The following is a 21,237-nucleotide window of genomic DNA, read 5'->3' on the forward strand; positions in this document are numbered from 1 at the left end:
AGCCTCAAATACATTTGAAATAGTCGAAGGGCTCGCGGCAGGTGTTGCAGCGGTAGAGCGCTTTGCAGGCCGTCGAACCAAATTCACTGATAAGCGCGGTGTCGATGCTGGCGCAGCGCGGGCAGCTCACCTCCACAGGCGCGTGCGCGTGGCAGCTATGCCCCACGGGCGGGCTGATGCCGTACTCCCGCAGGCGCTCGCGCGCGTCGGCGGTCATCCAGTCGGTGGTCCAGGCGGGTTCAAGCTGGAGCACAATGTGTACCGGGGTAAAACCGTTCGCGGTCATCGCGTCGCGGATCGCCCCCAGCAGGTGTTCCGTTGCCGGACAGCCCGAGTAGGTTGGCGTGAAGCCAATGACCCAGCCTTCCCCCTGCGCCTTCACGCTGCGCACCATGCCTAAATCGGTGATGGTTAATACCGGCACTTCCGGATCGGGGATCTGGCTTAACAGCGACCAGATCTGCGGGATTTGCGCGGGCGCGATGTCGACGAGGCGTTGCATAGCGTTCTCCTTTACCACTGCTGACCGGGATACGCGCGCTGGAGGTACTGCATTTCCGCCAGCATCGGGCCCAGATGTTCGGTATGTAGCCCCTTCTTGCCCCCGGTGCGGTACGCCACCTCTGCGGGCACCTGCAGGCAGGCTTCATTGAGACCGGCAAAGACTTCGCTTTCCCACGGCTGGCGCAGGACGCGCGGGTCAACCGCCACGCCGGCGTCAATCAGGGCCAGCTCGACGTCATCGGCTTCAAACAGCTCCGCCGTAAAACGCCACAGATTGTCGATGGCCTGCTGCATTTTTTGCGCGGACGTTTCGGTCCCGTCGCCCAGACGCACCAGCCAGCCGCGGCTGAAGCGCAGGTGGTAGCGCGCCTCTTTAATCGCTTTGGCGGCGATGGCCGCAAGCTGGCCGTCGCTGCTCCGGGTCAGGCGTTCGTACAGCGCCACGTTCCAGGCATCCATCAGGTACTGGCGGGCAATGGTGTCGGCGAAGCTGCCATTCGGCTGCTCCACCAGCAGAACGTTGCGGAACTGGCGCTCGTCGCGGCCAAACGCCAGCGTGTCTTCATCGCCCTGGCCTTCCCGCTCCGCGGCATAGGTCAGGAAATTGCGCGCCTGGCCCAGCAGGTCGAGACCGATATTGGCGAGCGCGAGGTCAATTTCCAGCTCCGGCGCGTGGCCGCACCAGGCGCCGAGACGCTGGGAAAGCACCAGACCGTTGTCGCCCAGACGCAGGGCATAGGCAGTCACTGAATTCATTCTTTGCCTCACATATGCTCGATGCCGTCGGGGATGGTGTAGAACGTCGGATGGCGGTAAACCTTGCTCTCCGCCGGGTCGAAGAACTCACCGCTCTCCTCCGGCTGGGAGGCGACAATCTCGCTCGCCTTAACCACCCAGATAGAACACCCTTCGCTGCGGCGGGTGTAGGCATCGCGCGCATTTTCCAGCGCCATGCGATCGTCGGCGGCATGCAGACTGCCCACGTGACGGTGGGATAACCCTTGTTTGCTACGTACGAACACTTCGTACAGCGGCCAGTAGACGTTGCTCATCGTGATTCCTCTTAAGCCACTTTGCGGGCGTGTTGTTTTTCCGCGTGCGCCAGTGCGGCTTCGCGCACCCACGCCCCCTCTTCCCAGGCTTTACGTTTGGCGGCCAGGCGCTCGTGGTTGCAGATGCCGCGCCCGCTAATGACCTCGTCAAACTCCTGCCAGTCGATCTCGCCGAAGCGGTAATGACCGCTCTCTTCATCCAGACGCAGGTCGGGATCCGGCACCGTCATGCCCAGCATCTCCACCTGCGGCACCGTGTTGTCGACAAAGCGCTGGCGAAGTTCGTCATTGCCGAAGCGTTTGATTTTCCACGCCAGGCTCCGGGCGCTGTTCGGCGAGTTATCGTCGTTAGGCCCGAACATCATCAGCGCCGGCCACCAGAAGCGGTTGATGGCGTCCTGCAGCATCTGACGCTGGGCCTCACTGCCCTGCGCCAGCGCCATGCAGGCCTCAAAGCCCTGGCGCTGGTGGAAGCTCTCTTCTTTACAGATTTTCACCATCGCACGGGCATACGGACCGTAGGAGGTCCGGCACAGCGCTACCTGGTTGACGATAGCGGCGCCGTCCACAAGCCAGCCAATCACGCCGATATCTGCCCAGCTCAGGGTCGGATAGTTGAAGATGGAGGAGTATTTCATCCTGCCTTCGAGCATCTTCTGGTAGATGTCCTCCCGCGCGCAGCCCAGCGTTTCCGCCGCGCTGTAGAGGTAGAGCCCGTGTCCGGCTTCGTCCTGCACTTTCGCCAGCAGGATCGCTTTTCGGCGCAGCGTCGGCGCGCGGGCGATCCAGTTCCCTTCCGGCAGCATGCCGACAATTTCGGAGTGCGCATGCTGACCAATCTGACGGATCAACGTCTTACGGTAGGCGTCAGGCATCCAGTCCTGAGGCTCAATCGCCGTCTCCTGCGCTATGCGCTGCTCAAACCGTTGTTCTTGCGTCACGTCATCACCTTTATGATTCGTTAGTTTGCAGATTAAGGCGTAATGTTGAATCACTTTGTTTTTTAAAAGTTACACAAAGGTTAAATATAACCCCAAGAATTGTTTCTTGGTTTTGTGATGCTGCTCGCAAGGCTTTAGCATCAGGCCTTTCAGAAAGCGCCTTTACGCGATGAGATTCATCCAGCCAGATCACAATGTTAACAATTCATTAAAAACTCAGCTTGATTTTTATGATTCACGATCAAACTATTAATGAGTAAATCACGTAACATTTGGAGATAAGCGATGCAGCAGTTAGCCAGCTTCTTATCCGGTACCTGGCAGTCTGGCCGGGGCCGCGAGCGCACTATTCATCACGCCATCAGTGGCGAAGCCCTGTGGAGCGTGACCAGCGAAGGGCTGGACATGGCGGCCGCCCGTCGCTATGCGATTGAGCGCGGCGGGGAAGCGCTTCACGAGATGACCTTTATCGAACGTGCGGCCATGCTGAAGGCGGTGGCAAAGCACCTGCTCAGCGAGAAAGAGACGTTTTATGCCTTGTCGACCCAGACCGGGGCGACGAAGGCGGACAGCTGGGTGGATATTGAAGGCGGCATCGGCACCCTCTTCACTTACGCCAGCCTGGGCAGCCGCGAGCTACCGGATGACACCCTGTGGCCGGAAGACGAGTTAATCCCGCTGTCGAAAGAAGGCGGCTTTGCCGCGCGCCACGTCCTGACCTCAAAATCCGGCGTGGCGGTGCACATCAACGCCTTTAACTTCCCCTGCTGGGGGATGCTGGAAAAGCTGGCGCCGACCTGGCTTGCCGGCATGCCCGCCATCATCAAACCCGCTACCGCTACCGCACAGGTGACGCAGGCGATGGTGAAATCCATCGTCGACAGCGGGCTGGTGCCGGAAGGCGCCATCAGCCTAATCTGCGGCGGCGCGGGGGATCTGCTCGACCAGCTCGACAGCCAGGACGTCGTGACCTTTACCGGCTCCGCCAGCACCGGGCAAAGCCTGCGCGTGCACCCGAATATCGTGGCGAATTCGATTCCGTTCACCATGGAGGCCGACTCCCTGAACTGCTGCGTGCTGGGGGAAGACGTTACGCCAGACCAGCCGGAGTTTGCCCTGTTCGTCCGGGAAGTGGTCCGCGAGATGACCGCCAAAGCCGGGCAAAAATGTACGGCCATTCGCCGCATTATCGTCCCACAAAACCAGATTGACGCGGTGAGCCAGGCGCTGATTGCCCGCCTGGAAAAAGTGGTGGTGGGCGACCCGGCGCAGGAAGGGGTGAAGATGGGTGCGCTGGTCAACGCCGAACAGCGCGCGGACGTGCAGGAGAAAGTGGATCAGCTGATCGCCGCAGGCTGCCAGATCCGTCTGGGCGGCAAAGCGGATTTGCAGGCCGCGGGGGCGTTCTTCCCACCAACCCTGCTGTTCTGCCCGCAGCCGGATGAAACCCCGGCGGTGCACTCAACCGAAGCCTTCGGCCCGGTTGCGACGCTGATACCGTATCGCAACGCCCACCACGCGATGCTGCTTGCCCGCGCGGGCGGCGGCAGCCTGGCCGGTACGCTGGTCACCGCCGATTCGGCGATTGCCCGTGAGTTTATTGCCGGCGCGGCGCGCGCCCACGGGCGTATTCAGATCCTAAACGAGGAATCATCAAAAGAGTCTACCGGCCACGGCTCCCCGCTGCCTCAGTTGGTGCACGGTGGCCCCGGGCGCGCGGGCGGCGGCGAAGAGCTGGGCGGCCTGCGCGCGGTGAAACACTACCTGCAGCGCACCGCGATCCAGGGCAGCCCGACGATGCTGGCCGCCATTGGCAAGCAGTGGGTGCGTGGCGCAGCGGTGCAGGAAGACCGCCTGCATCCGTTCCGCAAATACTTCGAGGAGCTGCAGCCGGGCGACAGTCTGCTAACGCCGCGCCGCACCCTCACGGAAGCGGACATTGTGAACTTTGCCTGCCTGAGCGGGGACCACTTCTACGCCCATATGGACAAGATCGGCGCGGCAGAGTCGATCTTTGGCGAGCGCGTGGTGCACGGCTACTTCCTGATCTCCGCCGCGGCGGGACTGTTTGTTGACGCGGGCGTCGGGCCGGTTATTGCCAATTACGGCATGGAAAACCTGCGCTTTATCGAGCCGGTTAAACCGGGCGATACCATTCAGGTGCGTCTGACCTGCAAGCGCAAAACACTGAAGAAACAGCGTACCGCCGAGGAAAAACCGACCGGCGTGGTGGAATGGGCGGTTGAGATCTTCAACCAGCACCAGCAGGCGGTGGCGCTCTACTCCATCCTGACGCTGGTGGCGCGTCAGCAGGGTGATTTCAGCTAAGGTCCCTGCTCCTAATCCTCTCAGCAATGGCTGAGGCCCTCTTAAATAATGTGCAAGCAGAAGCAATAACGCTGCTTTTAGACTGGCTGAGGGCCTTCAGCGATGCCCTGGTCCGGCTATAAATCGCTGAGGCGTTTGCCTTCCGGCCGGGGCGAGGCGCACGGATGCGCCGAGAGGGCGGGCTTTACAGGGATGTTACCTCCGCTCGTCCCCGATAAGCCGGAAGGAATTAGCCGAAGGCACCGCGGAGCGGCGATTTACCTCCGGGAGCCCGGGTTGCCAGGGTGGTGGCGACTGAGCCACCCTGGCACGTTCACCGGGCATGTCGTTACAGAGTAGCAAGGGACTTAAAGTGAACGGAATTACCTCCGCAGCCGTATATTCCCCCTCACCCCAGCCCTCTCCCTCAAGGGAGAGGGGGCCGTCTGTGCTGACATCATTTGTGGGGAGAGGAAATGGCCCGGCATGTGATTTATCCCCGCTCTTTTTTTAACCTGGCAAGGCTGACAAATAATCTGGCAGATGCAGGCAAACGCTTTTCTCATGGGCCTGTCAGGATAAGGCTGTCACAACACAATAATCACAACAAGATGAGGTCTACGATGGGAACCAATTCTTCTTTTTCTGCCCGTAGAACGGCGCTGGCTATGGCCGTTGCGCTGTGTTGCGCCTGGCAATCCCCTGTTTTCGCCCACGGCAGTGAGGCGCATATGGTCCCAATGGACAAAACGCTGCAGGACTTTGGCGCGGACGTTCAGTGGGATGATTACGCACAGATGTTCACCATTGCGAAAGACGGCGCCTTTGTGAAGGTCAAGCCGGGCGCAAAAACTGCCATCGTCAACGGTAAAACCCTCAAGCTTGAGGTGCCGGTGGTGATGAAAGGCAAGAAAGCCTTTATTTCCGATACTTTCATCAACGATGTTTTCCAGTCCGGCCTTGACCAGACCTTCCAGGTAGAAAAACGCCCTCACCCGTTAAACGCGCTGACGGCGGACGAAATTAAGCAGGCCGTTGAGATTGTGAAAGCCTCGGCGGATTTTAAGCCGAATACCCGCTTTACCCAGATCGCCCTGGCAGAGCCTGAGAAGGCCAAAGTGTGGGACTTTGTGCTTAACGGTACGGCAGTGGATGCCCCGCGTCAGGCAAAGATTGTGATGCTCGATGGAAAGCACGTTATCGAAAGCGTGGTGGACCTGAAGAATAAAAAGATTCTGCGCTGGGAACCGGTTAAAGACGCCCACGGCATGGTGCTGCTGGATGATTTCACCGCGGTGCAGCAGATTATCAACGAGAGTTCAGAGTTCGCCGAGGTGCTTAAAAAACACGGCATCACCGATCCGAAAAAAGTGATTACCACGCCGCTGACCGTCGGCTATTTCGACGGTAAGGACGGCCTGAAGCAGGAAGATCGCCTGCTGAAGGTGGTGAGCTATCTGGACGTGGGCGACGGCAACTATTGGGCGCACCCGATTGAGAACCTGGTCGCGGTTGTCGATCTTGAGCAGAAAAAGATCCAGAAGATTGAAGAAGGCGCCGTGGTTCCGGTTCCCATGACCCCGCGACCCTATGATGGCCGCGACCGCGTAGAGACGGCAAAAAAACCGCTCGACATCATTGAACCAGAAGGCAAGAACTACACCATCACCGGGGATATGGTGCACTGGCAGAACTGGGATTTCCACCTGAGCCTGGATTCCCGCGTCGGTCCGATGATTTCAACCGTCACCTATAACGATAACGGCAAAAAGCGCCAGGTGATGTATCAGGGGTCGCTCGGCGGCATGATCGTCCCTTACGGCGATCCGGACGTGGGCTGGTACTTTAAAGCCTATCTCGACTCCGGCGACTACGGCATGGGCACCCTGACCTCACCGCTGGTGCGCGGTAAAGACGTGCCGTCCAACGCCGTGATGCTCAATGAAACCATCCCGGACTACACCGGCGCGCCGATGGAGATCCCGCGCGCGATTGCGATTTTCGAACGCTATGCGGGCCCGGAATACAAACATCAGGAGATGGGTCAGCCAAACGTCAGCACCGAGCGCCGCGAGCTGGTGGTGCGCTGGGTGAGTACCGTGGGCAACTACGATTACATCTTTGACTGGGTGTTCCATGAGAATGGCACCATCGGCATTGATGCCGGCGCGACGGGTATCGAAGCGGTGAAAGGCGTACAGGCGAAAACCATGCACGACGCCACCGCCAAAGACGACACCAAATACGGCACGCTGATCGACCATAACATCGTGGGTACCACGCACCAGCACATCTACAACTTCCGTCTTGATATGGACGTGGACGGCATCAACAACAAGCTGGTGGCGATGGATCCGGAAGTGAAGCCGAATACCACCGGGGGCCCGCGCACCAGCACCATGCAGATCAATCAGTACGATATTGATACCGAGCAGCAGGCGGCGCAGAAGTTCGACCCGGGCACCATTCGACTGCTGAGCAACACCAGTAAAGAGAACCGCATGGGCAACCCGGTCTCGTACCAGATTATCCCTTACGCGGGCGGTACGCACCCGGTGGCGACCGGTGCGAAATTTGCCCCGGACGAGTGGATTTACCATCGTCTGAGCTTTATGGACAAACAGCTGTGGGTGACCCGTTACCACCCGGATGAGCTCTACCCGGAAGGCAAATTCCCGAACCGCTCCGCACACGACACGGGCCTGGGGCAGTACAGCAAGGATAACGAGTCGCTTAACGATCAGGATGACGTGGTCTGGATGACCACCGGCACCACCCACGTCGCCCGCGCGGAAGAGTGGCCGATAATGCCGACGGAATGGGTGCATACCCTGCTTAAGCCGTGGAACTTCTTTGACGAGACGCCAACGCTCGGGAAGAAGAAAGACGAACAGAAATAAATAACGTACCGGGCGCAATGCCCGGTTTTTCATCCATTTACTTGCTGAATACCACTCCCCGATTATAGTTATTTCTACCTCATATATTTCCACTGCATTTCTTGAACCACTTTCAGCCAGGACGCGAATTTTCCACAAGCGACGTAATACATCACTGAGAGGTTTAGGATGAAATTCAATTTGATCGTCAGGAGTCTTGCTCTGGCTGGACTTGTTATTTCCGTCAGTTCCGCGTATGCCGCAGACGCCCCGAAGGACGCCACGACTGCAACGCAACAAGCCAATAACGCCCTGTTTAATCAGCTTCCTTTCTCCGACAACACCGATTTTACGAACGCCCATAAAGGCTTTATTGCACCGATTCCTCAGGAAATTATCAAAGGGGAACAAGGGAATATCATCTGGGATCCACAGCAGTATTCGTTTATTAAAGAAGGCGATAAAGCACCGGACTCCGTTAATCCCAGCTTATGGCGTCAATCTCAGCTGATTAATATCAGCGGCCTTTTTGAAGTGACCGACGGCGTATATCAGATACGAAATCTTGACCTGTCAAATATGACCATCATTGAAGGGAAAGAAGGTGTTACCGTGGTTGACCCGCTGGTGTCGGCAGAAACGGCGAAGGTCGGGATGGATCTCTATTTTAAAAATCGCGGCAAAAAGCCTGTCGTCGCCATTATTTATACGCACAGCCACGTTGACCACTATGGCGGCGTGCGCGGCGTGGTGGATGAAACCGACGTGAAGTCCGGCAAAGTGAAGGTCTACGCGCCAGCCGGGTTTATGGAAGCGGCCGTTGCCGAGAATATCATGGCGGGCAACGTGATGAGCCGCCGCGCCAGCTATATGTATGGCAACCTGCTGAAGCCCGACGCCAAAGGCCAGGTGGGCGCGGGCCTGGGTACGACCACCTCAGCCGGGACGGTCACGCTGATTGCCCCGACCAATATCATTGAGAAAGACGGGCAAAAAGAGGTTATCGACGGCCTGACCTATGACTTTATGCTCGCGCCGGGCTCCGAAGCGCCATCGGAAATGCTCTGGTATATCGAAGAGAAAAAACTGATTGAATCCGCTGAGGACGTTACCCACACCCTGCATAACACCTACTCGCTGCGCGGGGCGAAAATTCGCGAGCCGCTGCCGTGGTCGAAATACATCAACCAGGCGATTGTGCGCTGGGGTGACAAAGCCGAAATCATCATGGCACAGCACCACTGGCCGACCTGGGGCAATGAAAACGTGGTCAAGCTGCTGAAAAGCCAGCGTAACCTCTATCGTTACATCAACGACCAGACGCTGCGTATGGCGAACGAAGGGCTGACGCGCGACGAAATCGCCGCTAACTTTAAGCTCCCGGATTCTTTGGCGCATACCTGGGCCAACCGCGGCTATTACGGTTCGGTGAGCCATGACGTAAAAGCCACCTATGTGCTGTATCTGGGCTGGTTTGACGGCAACCCGGCGACGCTGGATGAACTGCCGCCTGAAGAAGGCGCGAAGAAATTCGTGGAGTATATGGGCGGCGCCGATGCCATCCTGAGCAAGGCCAAAACCGACTTCGACCAGGGGAACTACCGCTGGGTGGCGCAGGTGGTCAGCAAAGTGGTCTTTGCCGATCCAAACAACCAGGCGGCACGTAATCTGGAAGCGGATGCGCTGGAACAGCTTGGCTATCAGGCTGAATCCGGCCCGTGGCGTAACTTCTACCTGACCGGTGCGCAGGAGCTGCGTAACGGCGTGGTGAAAGGGCCAACGCCGAATACCGCCAGCCCGGACACGGTGCGCGCGATGACGCCAGAGATGTTCTTTGACTATCTGGCTGTCCATATCAATGGACAAAAAGCGGGTGACGCCAAATCGGTGTTTAACATCGATCTGGGCAGCGATGGCGGGAAATATAAGCTGGAGCTGGAAAACGGCGTGCTGAACCACACGGCGAACGCGGAAGCAAAAGATGCGGACGCGACGCTGACGCTTAACCGTGACACCCTGAATAAAATCATCCTCAAGGAGGTGACGCTAAAACAGGCTCAGGACAGCGGAAATATTAAAATCAGTGGCGACAGCGCGAAACTTGATGCCATGCTTAGCTATATGGACAAGTTTGATTTCTGGTTTAACATTGTGACACCGTAACGGTGCACGCATAAGGGCGGTTCGTCCGCCCTTTCCTGCTTCACGTGTTTCCAGGACAGAGTAGCGAACATCAATGGAAAAAAGAAAAAAACCGACACTTGAGCGGGCAACCTGGCCAACGCGCCATGCTATGGTCATGCACGGGCTGGCGATGAACCTGCCGTGGCTGGCCTTCGTGAATATCAGCTTCGCGGTGATGATTCTGCTGCGACACGTTTTGCTTAATACCAGCGATCCCCTTTATCCCCACTCGCCGCAGCTGACGAGAATGGTCGATGCCTCCATGCTCGGCATTATCATCCTCTCAGCTGCGCTGATCCTCATGGCCTGGCGACGCATCGCCGGCATTAGCGTGGTACTGTTTATCTGCAGCGCCATCTGGTCGGTCTCCTGCTTTTGGTTTATCACCCAGCTGCTGCTCCCGCACGTCTGGCCGCTGTGCGTCATTTTATTACTCGCTGGCTTAACGGCGCTCTATTTTTATCCTGAAGGGCTACTCGCCTTTGTGCTCCCGCTCTGGATCACCTTGCCGGTAGCAAGCTGGATACGGAACGATGGCCTCAACCTTCACTTTTTTGTTATCTGGAGCGTCTTTACGCTGATCCTGATCTGCGGGCGTTTCATCCTGCTGAGCTGGTTTGACGAGGCCTGGCGACGTAACCAGCAAAATCAGCTGCTGATCTCCAGGCTGGATGCGCTGGCGCATCAGGATCCGTTAACCAAAACCGCCAATCGCCGGAAAATGGAAGTGGTGCTGGAGAACGCGGTTGAGCAGAAAAAAATTTTCTCGGTAATCATGCTGGATATCGACTATTTCAAACGCTACAACGACACCTACGGGCACCAGGCGGGTGACGACTGCCTTACCCGCGTGGCGAGGGTGCTGAAGCAGTCGGTGCGCACGCCTGAGGATGTGGTGTCGCGCTACGGCGGTGAAGAGTTCATGGTGATCCTGTTTAACTGCCCGGAAAACATCGCAGAAAAGGTGGCCCTACGTATTCAGGACGGCCTTCGCGCAGAGTCCATACCGCACAGCGCGTCAACCGTTAGCGATCGTGTCACCGTGAGCATGGGGATTGCGAGTATGGCGGAGGGATTAGCGGGCACCGAGATCATCGCCCGCGCCGATGCGGCGCTGTATCGGGCGAAAGAGGCAGGTCGGGATCGGTGGTCACTTTAATTAAAGCCGGGTGGCGGCTACGCCGTACCCGGCCTACAAAATTCGCCCGGTGCGGCTGGATGCCCTCACCCTGCCCCTCTCCCACGGGAGAGGGAACAAACACTAAAAAGGCAACCTCCAGGTTGCCTTTTGCTTTTACTAGTAGCGCACGCACACCGACTTGGTTTCACACCAGCCGTCCAGCCAGTCCGGACCAAAGTCACGTCCGGTGCCGGACTGCTTCATGCCGCCGAACGGCAGGTTAGCGTCAATCAGCGTATGGCTGTTCACCCAGACGGTGCCCGCCTGCAGCCTGTCGGTGTACTCCAGCGCCATGCTGATGTTCTGCGTCCAGACGCTGGCCGTCAGGCCATATTCGCTGTCGTTTGCCAGCTGGAGCGCCTCTTCCCCGTCGGCGACGCGCACCACGTTGACCACCGGGCCAAACACCTCTTCACGCGTCAGGCGCAGCGAGGCATCCGGGTTCACCACCAGCGTAGGCGCAACGTAATAGCCTTTGCCTTCCGGTCCCCGGTTACCGACGATCAGCTCCGCGCTGCGCGACTTCGCTTCATCAAGGAAGGTCTGCACCTTGTCGCAGTGCGCGCGCGACACCAGCGGGTTGATAAACGCCTCCGGCGACATGCCCGGCCCGACGCTCAGGGATTTCACCGCCTGCTCAAACCCGCTGACCAGCGTGTCAAACAGCGGCGCTTCAATATAGATGCGCGAGCTCGCCGCGCACACCTGCCCCTGGTTCAGGAAGCTGCCGGTCATCAGGCCTTCGATCACCCACGCCGGGTCTGCGTCTTTTAGTACGATGGCCGGATTTTTCCCGCCCAGCTCCAGAGTCACCCCGGTTAGCGTGTCCGCCGCCGCGCGGGCAATTTGCTTACCCGTCGCCGTTGAGCCGGTAAAGCTCACCTTTGCAATATGCGGATGCGAGGTCAGCGCTGCGCCGCACACCGCGCCGCTCCCGGTCACCACGTTGAACACCCCGTCCGGAATGCCCGCTTCGCTTGCCAGTTCCGCCACGCGCAGCATGGTCAGCGGCGTGGTCTCCGACGGCTTGATGACAATAGAGCAGCCCGCGGCCAGCGCAGGCATCACTTTCCACATCCCGATCATCAGCGGGAAGTTCCAGGGCACAATCCCGGCCACCACGCCAACCGGCTCTTTACGCGTCCACGCCTGATAGCGGGCGCCCTGCGGCAGCGGGATGGAAAGGTCGAGGGTCTTACCCGTAATTTTGGTGGTCAGCCCGGCGGTATAGCGCATCCAGTTCAGGGTGCAGCTGACTTCAAACATGCGGGAAATGTTAATGGATTTGCCCTGCTCCAGCGTTTCAAGCTGGGCCAGCTCTTCGCTGTGCTGTTCGACCAGATCGGCGAAATGAAGCAGGATCCGCTCGCGCTCCGCCGGCAGTTTTCCGGCCCAGCTGCGGGCGACAAACGCGCGCCAGCCGGACATGACGGCACGGTCAACGTCATCGACGCTGGCATCGGCAGTCGAGGCAATGACCTCGCCCGTGGCCGGGTTGAAGACACTCAGCCGCTTTTCACTGTCCGACGCGGCCTGACGCCCTTCAATCCACAGGCCATGCTGTCGGTCTAAAAATTGTTGCACGGCAGGCTGAATGGCCACCTGTGATTCAGACATAGGATACTCCTTCGTTATTCTTCGCAGGGTGTCCATCCAGTCTAAGTGGGGTTTTGCGTTCGCGCTTTTGTCTCTGTGACATTCGCTTTGCCACCTGTGACAGGCTCCGCAAATCGCGATAATTGCCGCTTATATCGCTGTTACCGGTGAGTGTTCTTTCCTATAGTCAGCCTCATAGCTCTGACAAAATGCAACACAAATGCAACAATGCGAAAACGTTGACGGTGCAGTGAGAGAAACGATGGCGTGTGCAAGCGAGCAGGAACAGTATCAGCAGTGGCTGGCGCAAATTAACCAGGTTTGCGGGCGTTTTAACGCGCAGCCCACCGGGGGGAAATTCTTCGGCGAGCTGGAGACCAGCTATGCGCGCAGCCTGAAGCTCAGCACCGTGACCGCAGGCGGCGTAAACCTGTTCCGCTCCCGTCAGGAGATCGCTCAGAGTAATGATGCCTGGTTCTATACCGTGTTCCAGCTCGAAGGCAGCGCGGAAATTGAGCAGGATGACCGTCGCGCGCTGCTCAGAACCGGTGACATCACGCTGATTGACGCGTCGCGTCCCTGCTCGATCAACTGGCGAGAAAAATCCCGCCAGATCTCGCTGCTGGTTCCCCGCCAGATTATTGAGCAGCAGTGTCGCTTCCAGGAGATAAGCTGCGCGACCGCCCTTTCCCGCACCTTGCCCACCGTACAGCTGAGCCATCGCCTGCTGATGGAGAGCATGAGCAATGCCGACCTGAGTGACCGGGAGAGCGAAGCGGCGCTCGAAGCGATGATCTGCCTGCTGCGCCCCGCATTCCAGCAGCGTGAAATCATTCAGCCGCGCAAGGAGCGCCAGTTCCAGCATGTGGTGGCGCTGATTGACGACCATATTCAGTCTGAATCGCTGCGCCCGGAATGGATTGCCGCCGAGAGCGGTATGTCCGTGCGCAGCCTCTACCGCATGTTTGCCGAGAAGGGGCTGGTGGTGGCGCAGTACATCAAAAACCGTCGTCTTGATCTCTGCGCGCAGGCACTGCAATCTACCGGTGATGATGAAAAGCTGGCGGGCATTGGCTACAGCTGGGGGTTCACCGACCATAGCCATTTTTCTACGGCGTTTAAGCAGCGTTTTGGCGTCTCGCCGGGTGAATACCGCAGGCGCTACCGCTAACTATTTTTTGAGCCATTTTCCGTTAATGCCCTTCACGTATTCGCCCGGTTGCGCGCGGGCAACCAGTTTCTGACCTGCCATTTTAGCCACTTCATCAACCGGCAAATTATTGCTGTCGGCCAGCTTCTGGTAGTTTTCCGTGCGCGCCGCATTGATACGATTGACCAGCGCCAGCGTTTCCGCGTCCTGTTGAATCGGGGCAAGATAGCCGCTGAGGGTTTCCCCCACGCGCCCCTGCGCCCGGGCATCGTTTAAGGTCAGCGCAGCCGCCTGCACGTTCATCCCCAGCGCCAGTAAAATCAGAGCTAATCGTTTCATGGCATCCTCAGAACAGATCGCTGCGCGATTTCAGCAGGGTTTCGACGTCTTTATCGACCTTAATGTGGATCTCATGTTCGATTTTGACATTCATATTGATGGTAATCGGCTCCTTTGGCGCCGCGACTTCAATGCGCGGCGTACAGCCGGTCAGTAGCGCGGCAACGGCAACGGTGAGCACACCAGCCATCTTTTTCATTGTTGTTCCTCACTTTCCTTGCCAGTCAAACTGCGGGGAGCAGGTATCGCCGCATGTTGCTCAAACCAGGTTTGCAGGTTGTCTCCAAAGCGCAGGCTGCGCCAGAGGGTAAAGACATTCTCATCATGGGTATAGTTCAGGTTGACGGAGCTGCTTTTGCCATCCACCCGGCTGGTCCCCTTGATGGTCGCCTGCATGGTTAATTCACCCAGATTATCTAAATTGATTCTCGTCCACGAACGCGAAATTTCCATATAGCGGAGCCAGTTAATCGCCGCGCCCGCCACCATATTATCCTTCACGATGGCGTCTGCCGTATCTTTGTCGATGCGCAGCGTCATTGGCCCCGGGTTGGTCAGCCAGCCATCTTTAATGATCCATTTTTCATTGTCCAGCCAGAACGGCAGCGCCCCGCTCACCGGCCCCGACATGGCAAACTGTTTCGGATTAACGGCGCTGATCAGCTCGCTCGAAGAGATATTGTCCACGCGCAGCAGGGCCGGATCGTGCTGAGGCATCCGCAGCTGCTGCATGGTGATCTTCCCGCCGAGGGTTTCCACCTTCACGTTGGTAAGGAGCAGCGGATTGTCCTCCGTCCAGGGATAGTCCCCCTGTAAATCCGCGGTAATGTTGCGCGCGGTCACCAGGTTTACCACTTCGCCAATGCGCAACGTGACCGGACCGCGCGTGCCGAGGGACCAGGTTCCCTCGCTGAAGCGGAACGGCAGCACAAAATCGACGCCGTTAATCTGGTTATCCGGCATCCATGCGCTGCCGGATTTCAGCACGCCGTGCCCACCGGCCTCAAAGCCCTGATCGGCCGCCGCCGAGAAGGCGACCTGCGCGTAAAGTTCCCCGTCGCGCAGCGTCATTTTCCAGTCCGGCGGGATCAGCGGCTGGAAGACGGTGAGGGACTGTTTCGGCCACCAGGCCTGCCCGCGAAGGCGCACGCCATCCCAGCGTCCGTTCACCTGTACCGGGCCGATTTTGTCCGCATGGAGGTCGCCCTTAAACTGAAAAATGGTCGGGTCGGTGCCGTCGACGCTGAAGGTCAGGACCGAAGGCGGCAACGCGCTGCCGCCGGAGAAACGGGTTTGCCCGGCGTTGAGCGACAGCGCGCCGCTGAAGGCCGGTTTTTCAGGGTCACGCAGCCAGCGTACAGGCTGCTCCAGCACCAGACGCGGCTTGCTGACCTCCATCGTACCGTACTGGAGCTTGTCAAAACCGGTGGAGAGCGCCGTCAGCTCAATAAGATTGTCGCGCCACTCGCCTTTCCCGGCGACATCCCAGCGGGCATGCATCGGCGTAAAACCGCCTTTCCCCCAGTAGCGCCACTGCCACAGGCCGTTATCAGGTAAAAAGTCGTTGGCCTGGCCGTCCAGGTGGAGTTCAAAATCCCCCATCTGGTTTTCATGGGCGCGCAGAATCGCCTGTAATCGACCGTCCACGCCCTTCTGCGTCAGCTTCACGCCCGCCAGCGGCCAGCGGATTTCATCGATATCGAGTGAGTTAATGATGCGTCCGCGCGAGCGGAGCAGCGCGCCCGGCTCAAAGGCCAGCTGCGGTTCATACAGGCTGCCGGTCAGCGTTGCGGGCAATTTGGCGTAAAGAATAAGATCGTTTTGCTTCGCCTCGCCGCTCAGATGCAGGGGCATGTCGCTGTTTTCCATGCTGAGCCTGCCGGGCCCAATGTTCAGTACCGCGTTGCCTTTCCCCGCATCACCCTGGGTAAGCACATTCAGCCGTCCGGTCAGGGTGGTGTTATCCAGCCCCTGCTGCCAGTTGTCGGCGCGAAGGGATACCCGCCCGCTCAGCGGCATCCCCGAGAGATCCCAGTTCCAGCGCCCGTCGCTGATGTTCAGCTGCTGCGCGGTGATCTGCCACGGCAGGTCGAGCAGCGGATCGGAATTGTCCCGCGCCATCACCACCAGCTGACCCTGATTGTCTTCCCAGTCCAGATCGGCATCGACCAGAGACGTCAACTGTGGCACGTTAAAGGTCGCCACCGCGTGGCCTTTCACCGGCACGCCGTCCGGCACCAGCGGCAAGGTAAACTCGCCCACCAGCTTAATCGGCTGCGGCTGGTCCGGGAGCTGTACATCAAACTGGCTGACCGAGAGCGTCTGACCGCGCAGCGTGCCTTTAATGCTGACCTGCTCGCCTTTATAGGCGATCTCCTGAATGGACGGCGTCAGCGACGCATGCAGCTCGCCCTGCCACTGCTGCCAGGGCGACAGCGTCAGACGGTGAACCGTGATCCAGGTATTGGGTAACACCGCCTGCCACTGCGCCAGCGTTTTGGGGGCGACCGTTGAGGGCGCAGACTGGGGAATTTTGCCCAGACAGACGGAATTGAGATCCAGCGCGCCGATATCCAGCTTCCAGCGGCTCGGATGTGACAGCGTCACGTTATCGATGCGGGCAATTTCGCAGTCTTCAACCAGATAGCGAAGATCGGGGATCACCAGCGCGTGGCGGGTCAGTTTCGGACTCTCTTCGAAAGCGATGCGCGTCCCGACGGGCAGCCAGATCCCGGCGAGCGTCGGTACCCACTGGGCGAGCGTCATCAGCAGCGTCAGCGGCAACAGTATGAACAGCAGTAAAAGCGCAAGAGCGGCTTTGTATTTACCCTTCATGGGCAGTTAATATCCTGATTTAGCGAAAGAATTAAGCCGGCAGTGCCGATCATTGTCGCATGTTTAGCGGTTGAGTTGAAGTTGACGCCAAGATTAAGGATAGATGCTGTAAATAGGATGAGGTAACTTTTTTGCTATGCGTAACCTAAAGAACACAATTTAGATTCAGTGGGTTACGCATAATTTCAGGCGAAGAAGCCGGAATAACTGCGTAATTAATACCTGTTCCTGGGCACTGCCAGCAGGTAAAGCATTGCGAATATCAATGACCCCCAGTACACCGAGTCGTACCGCCAGGGATCAAAATCGATATGTAAAAAACCGCTAACAAACTCATAGCCGTTGGCAAAAACGTTAATCTGGATGGCTGCAATGGCTATCACAAACAGCGTATAGGCAATGAACAGTGGGTATTTTCTTAGCCGGGTAATCTTCTGTTTCCCGAAATATAACAAGAAAAAAACTACTATAGATACAATGAAATAGTACAAAGCGGGCAGCATTGGCGGAGATAAGGACAACCCCAGTTGTTGCGACATGCATCATTCTCCCTCTTTATCAGAAACTCACCCGGTTCCTAATATCGTCCCATCACATCCAGAAGGATTGCAGTTTTCACACCCTCTTGCCATTCTTTAACGTAATTCAGACAGGCTTTTTTCGCATCCTCAACCCACTGCATTTTTCTCTACACGCCCTAACCAGATTCACGCCAAAGATTCCTCGTAGCAAGAATATCATGGAGTTAGGGTGCACATATGCTCTAGAATAATTGATAGAACTTATTGAATTCAATAATATTTTATAAATTGTAAGATAATTTTAATCATGCTAACGTGAATGCAAAATCACTGGAGAAAGTCTTATGAAACTCGCGGTATATAGCACAAAGCAGTACGACAAAAAGTATCTGCAACATGTTAACGAGGCTTACGGGTTTGAGCTTGAATTTTTCGACTTTCTTCTGTCCGAAAAAACCGCCAAAACGGCGCACGGCTGTGAAGGCGTCTGCATTTTTGTTAACGACGACGGCAGTCGTCCGGTGCTGGAAGAGTTGAAAAAACAGGGCGTGAAGTATATCGCCCTGCGCTGCGCGGGCTTTAATAACGTGGACCTCGACGCGGCGAAAGAGCTGGGTCTGAGGGTGGTGCGCGTCCCGGCGTACTCCCCGGAAGCGGTCGCGGAACATGCGATTGGCATGATGATGTCGCTCAACCGTCGTATTCATCGCGCTTATCAGCGCACCCGTGATGCCAACTTCTCCCTGGAAGGGCTGACCGGCTTTACCATGTACGGCAAAACCGCGGGCGTGATCGGCACCGGTAAAATCGGCGTCGCCGCCCTGTGCATTCTGAAAGGCTTCGGCATGCGTCTGCTGGCGTTCGATCCATACCCGAGCGCCGCTGCGCTGGAGCTGGGCGTGGAATACGTCGACCTGCCGACCCTGTTCTCGCAGTCTGACGTGATCTCCCTGCACTGCCCGCTGACGCCGGAGAACTACCACCTGCTCAACCAGGCGGCGTTTGACCAGATGAAAGATGGCGTGATGATCATCAACACCAGCCGCGGCGGGCTGGTTGACTCTCAGGCCGCTATCGAAGCGCTGAAAACCCAAAAAATTGGCGCGCTGGGGATGGACGTGTACGAGAACGAACGCGATCTGTTCTTTGAAGACAAGTCAAATGATGTGATTCAGGACGACGTGTTCCGCCGCCTGTCTGCCTGTCATAACGTGCTGTTTACCGGACACCAGGCGTTTCTGACTGCCGAAGCGCTGATCAGCATTTCAGAAACCACGCTGGGTAACCTGCAGCAGCTGGAAAAGGGCGAAGCGTGCCCTAACGAACTGGCGTAAGCGTGACGCCGGGTGACGGCTATGCCCCACCCGGCGTACTGTCTGTTTCCCAGCTCCGGTGCGCAAAGCACCACCAGAGCAGGACGGCCACCAGCGCAATCGCGCTCAGGACACTGAATGCCGTGGCAAATGAGTAATGACCCGCAATCGTGCCGGTTAACGCCGGGCTCATGGATGCCCCAACCCCCTGCATCAGCATCACCACGCTCTGCCCGGCATTGACGTGCCCGCTCCCGCGCAACAGCACCACGATAAACGACGGTACCGCGACACCCAGGATCCCTGCGGCCAGCCCGTCGAGAATTTGTACCGGGATCATCATTAACGGCGCGTCCGTAGACGCCGCCAGCGCGGCGCGCACCGGCATCACGAGCAGCGCCAGCATAATCAAGCGCCAGTAGCCGTAGCGGTCTATTCGGTGGGCGACCCAGATGGCGACGGGGATCATCACGGCCTGAGAGATGATAACGGTGCCCGCCGCGTACAAACCGGGGTTGATCGAGGCGGGCGCGGCGGCCACCCTCATGCTCAGCATCGGCAACAGCGCGGCGTTCGCCAGGTGAAACAGCAGCAGCGTCAGTCCGGTCACAAACAGCGCCCGGTTTTTAATCAGCACGGCAAAGCCGGGAACCGGCAGGCTCGCTGAAGAAGAGAGCCCCCTCGCCGCGTCGTTATCGATATCCTCGTTGCGGATGGCAAGCAGCGCGCAGAGCGTTAACAGCGTGGTACAGGTCATCAGCAGGAAAATCCCGCCGACGCCCCAGTACCAGGCAATGCCCCCTGCAATCAGTGCAGTAACAAAGTTGCCGCCGTGATTGAACGCCTCATTTTTGCCCATCTGCGCGCTGAATCCGCTCTGGCCGGTCAGCCCCAGGGTAATTCCGGCGATCAGCGGACCGACAAACGCCGCGCAGATACCGGAGACAATTTGCGAAACGGCGACAACAGCGCTCTGCTGGCTAAACCAGAGCAGGAGCGTGCTAAGAGTGATGAGCAGGCACACCAGCGCCAGCACGGTCCGCTTGCTGCGCGAGGTGTCGGTGATGAATCCCGCCGGCAGCGTGGCCAGTAATCCCGCCAGCCCACCGGCCGTCATCAGGATGCCGATATCATCGGGAGTCCAGTGGCGCTCGGTCAGAAAAATACCGAGAAAAGGACCGAGGCCATCGCGGACATCCGCGATGAAAAAACTTGTCAGGCACAATGCCCGCAGCGAACGAAGAGACATACTTCCTGCCTTTGTCTGTTATCGCCTGTAAAAAAGGAAATGTAGTATAGCGGGTATTTTTGAAAATCAGATGACGTCTTAAAAAATATGTCTTCCGAACTTAAACAATTCATAACGGAGGCTGTTTTTTCGCTTTACTCATTATCGCCCCTGACTATACTGGCAATAAATTTTCACAGGAGTCCTTCGTTGGAAAGTTATTTTATAGTCGATACGAAGGTAAGCTAGCGCGATTTCCTCGCTGCTTACCTGAAACGGTGGGCAGCAATCCTCTTTAAGCGATTGTATCCCGAAATAGTAAAACCGCTCAATTTGTGGGGCATCGCATGTTCATGTTTACACATTCACTCTTTCCGCCACCGTCGTCCTGACACGTTTAGCATTTAAACGGCGTTATGATGTGCTTAGCAAAGCACTGACGCTTATTATTTAATAACGTTAACAGGCGACAGGCTGATGTTCCCTTATATCTCACATCTGCTCGCAGCGATGCTGCTGGGCGCAATTATTGGCGCGGAAAGACAGTGGCGCCAGCGTATGGCCGGACTTCGTACCAATGCACTGGTTGCTACGGGTGCGGCAGTGTTCATTTTAAGTTCGGTATCGACTTCTCCTGATAGCCCGGGGCGTATCGCAGCGCAGATCGTCTCCGGCATAGGCTTTCTTGGTGCTGGCGTCATTATGCGTGAAGGGATGAATATTCGTGGTCTGAACACCGCCGCGACGCTGTGGTGCTCGGCCGGAATTGGCGTGCTCTGCGGATTAGGCCAGTTCTGGAATGCCGCGATGGCCAGCCTAATTATTCTCTGCGCCAACATATTGCTTCGTGAAGCCGCGCAGCGAATTAATCAGCTGCCCGTGCTCCATGAAGGCGAAAAATGCTATGTACTTAAAATCACCTGCAATGATGAGCATGAAGATGCGGTGCGGCAGAGCGTCGTAAATATGGCGAAAGAGTTGACGTTAAGTCTGAAAGCGATTTATTCGGCAACGGCGCAAGCAGAAGGTAAAACTGAAATCCGCGCGGAGGTGATGACCCGGGAGGAATACCGAAAATTACTCGATCTGATTATGGGTAATATGGGCGGAAATAAAATTATCGCGTCCGTCAGCTGTCACGCAATATGAATACTCAACCGGGCGAGAAGCCCGGTTTTTCATTTATGCATTCCTGAGTGAACGCGCGA

The 21,237-nt window shown here is 57.4% G+C and carries 17 protein-coding genes; 7 read left to right on the forward strand and 10 right to left on the reverse strand.

What is annotated here, in order from left to right:
• Positions 1-4: 4 nt before the first annotated feature.
• The 4 genes from paaD to paaA are packed head-to-tail and all read right to left on the reverse strand — an operon-like array spanning position 5 to position 2,497.
• Complete coding sequence (paaD, locus tag ACOTZB_RS02470; protein WP_421626425.1) at positions 5-502, reverse strand: 1,2-phenylacetyl-CoA epoxidase subunit PaaD; 498 nt, start codon at positions 500-502, stop codon at positions 5-7.
• An 11-nt stretch (positions 503-513) separates the two neighbouring features.
• Positions 514-1,260, reverse strand: a complete 747-nt coding sequence (paaC, locus tag ACOTZB_RS02475; protein ID WP_421626426.1) for a 1,2-phenylacetyl-CoA epoxidase subunit PaaC — start codon at positions 1,258-1,260, stop codon at positions 514-516.
• Between the two features lie 8 nt (positions 1,261-1,268).
• The gene (gene paaB, locus ACOTZB_RS02480) at positions 1,269-1,556 is read right to left on the reverse strand and encodes a 1,2-phenylacetyl-CoA epoxidase subunit PaaB (RefSeq protein ID WP_003857353.1); all 288 of its coding nucleotides are present in this window, start codon (positions 1,554-1,556) and stop codon (positions 1,269-1,271) included.
• An 11-nt stretch (positions 1,557-1,567) separates the two neighbouring features.
• Complete coding sequence (gene paaA / locus ACOTZB_RS02485; protein ID WP_421626427.1) at positions 1,568-2,497, reverse strand: 1,2-phenylacetyl-CoA epoxidase subunit PaaA; 930 nt, start codon at positions 2,495-2,497, stop codon at positions 1,568-1,570.
• 285 nt (positions 2,498-2,782) lie between these two features.
• On the opposite strand from paaA, the gene paaZ reads away from it, so the two are divergent.
• From paaZ to ACOTZB_RS02505, 4 genes are all read left to right on the forward strand, one after another.
• Complete coding sequence (paaZ, locus tag ACOTZB_RS02490) at positions 2,783-4,825, forward strand: phenylacetic acid degradation bifunctional protein PaaZ (protein WP_421626428.1); 2,043 nt, start codon at positions 2,783-2,785, stop codon at positions 4,823-4,825.
• A 602-nt stretch (positions 4,826-5,427) separates the two neighbouring features.
• Positions 5,428-7,704 (forward strand): primary-amine oxidase, encoded by a 2,277-nt coding sequence (tynA, locus tag ACOTZB_RS02495; RefSeq protein WP_421626429.1) that lies wholly within the window; start codon positions 5,428-5,430, stop codon positions 7,702-7,704.
• A gap of 168 nt (positions 7,705-7,872) precedes the next feature.
• Entirely contained in the window at positions 7,873-9,846 is a 1,974-nt protein-coding gene (locus ACOTZB_RS02500; protein ID WP_421626430.1) for an alkyl/aryl-sulfatase, read from the forward strand.
• 73 nt (positions 9,847-9,919) lie between these two features.
• Positions 9,920-11,026, forward strand: a complete 1,107-nt coding sequence (locus ACOTZB_RS02505) for a GGDEF domain-containing protein (protein WP_421626431.1) — start codon at positions 9,920-9,922, stop codon at positions 11,024-11,026.
• Between the two features lie 138 nt (positions 11,027-11,164).
• Here the strand turns inward: ACOTZB_RS02505 and ACOTZB_RS02510 are convergent, their stop codons facing one another.
• The gene (locus ACOTZB_RS02510; RefSeq protein WP_421626432.1) at positions 11,165-12,664 is read right to left on the reverse strand and encodes an aldehyde dehydrogenase family protein; all 1,500 of its coding nucleotides are present in this window, start codon (positions 12,662-12,664) and stop codon (positions 11,165-11,167) included.
• Between the two features lie 241 nt (positions 12,665-12,905).
• Between ACOTZB_RS02510 and feaR the strand changes: the two genes are divergently transcribed.
• Positions 12,906-13,814, forward strand: coding sequence for a transcriptional regulator FeaR (gene feaR, locus ACOTZB_RS02515; protein WP_033145415.1), 909 nt, complete (start codon positions 12,906-12,908; stop codon positions 13,812-13,814).
• On the opposite strand, the gene ACOTZB_RS02520 is transcribed toward feaR, so the two are convergent.
• The 4 genes from ACOTZB_RS02520 to ACOTZB_RS02535 form a co-directional block, all read right to left on the reverse strand.
• On the reverse strand, positions 13,815-14,132 hold the full coding sequence (locus ACOTZB_RS02520) for a YdbL family protein (protein ID WP_028017556.1): 318 nt from the start codon (positions 14,130-14,132) through the stop codon (positions 13,815-13,817).
• 7 nt (positions 14,133-14,139) lie between these two features.
• Positions 14,140-14,331 (reverse strand): YnbE family lipoprotein, encoded by a 192-nt coding sequence (locus ACOTZB_RS02525; protein WP_014169918.1) that lies wholly within the window; start codon positions 14,329-14,331, stop codon positions 14,140-14,142.
• Positions 14,328-16,967 carry a YdbH family protein gene (locus ACOTZB_RS02530; RefSeq protein ID WP_421626433.1) on the reverse strand — a complete coding sequence of 880 codons (2,640 nt, stop codon included), beginning with the start codon at positions 16,965-16,967 and terminating at the stop codon, positions 14,328-14,330. The genes ACOTZB_RS02525 and ACOTZB_RS02530 overlap by 4 nt, the downstream gene beginning before the upstream one ends.
• A 215-nt stretch (positions 16,968-17,182) precedes the next feature.
• Positions 17,183-17,506: a hypothetical protein gene (locus tag ACOTZB_RS02535; protein WP_126303231.1), complete on the reverse strand. Its 324-nt coding sequence runs from the start codon at positions 17,504-17,506 to the stop codon at positions 17,183-17,185.
• Positions 17,507-17,832: 326 nt separating this feature from the next.
• Between ACOTZB_RS02535 and ACOTZB_RS02540 the strand changes: the two genes are divergently transcribed.
• Complete coding sequence (locus ACOTZB_RS02540; protein WP_421626434.1) at positions 17,833-18,822, forward strand: 2-hydroxyacid dehydrogenase; 990 nt, start codon at positions 17,833-17,835, stop codon at positions 18,820-18,822.
• A 19-nt stretch (positions 18,823-18,841) separates the two neighbouring features.
• On the opposite strand, the gene ACOTZB_RS02545 is transcribed toward ACOTZB_RS02540, so the two are convergent.
• Entirely contained in the window at positions 18,842-20,050 is a 1,209-nt protein-coding gene (locus ACOTZB_RS02545; protein WP_421626435.1) for an MFS transporter, read from the reverse strand.
• 456 nt (positions 20,051-20,506) lie between these two features.
• On the opposite strand from ACOTZB_RS02545, the gene ACOTZB_RS02550 reads away from it, so the two are divergent.
• Positions 20,507-21,178 (forward strand): MgtC family protein, encoded by a 672-nt coding sequence (locus ACOTZB_RS02550; RefSeq protein WP_033145409.1) that lies wholly within the window; start codon positions 20,507-20,509, stop codon positions 21,176-21,178.
• Positions 21,179-21,237: the final 59 nt, after the last annotated feature.

Origin of the sequence: Enterobacter cloacae complex sp. SHL020 (genome assembly GCF_049236945.1) — a bacterium.
Lineage (GTDB): Bacteria > Pseudomonadota > Gammaproteobacteria > Enterobacterales > Enterobacteriaceae > Enterobacter > Enterobacter dykesii.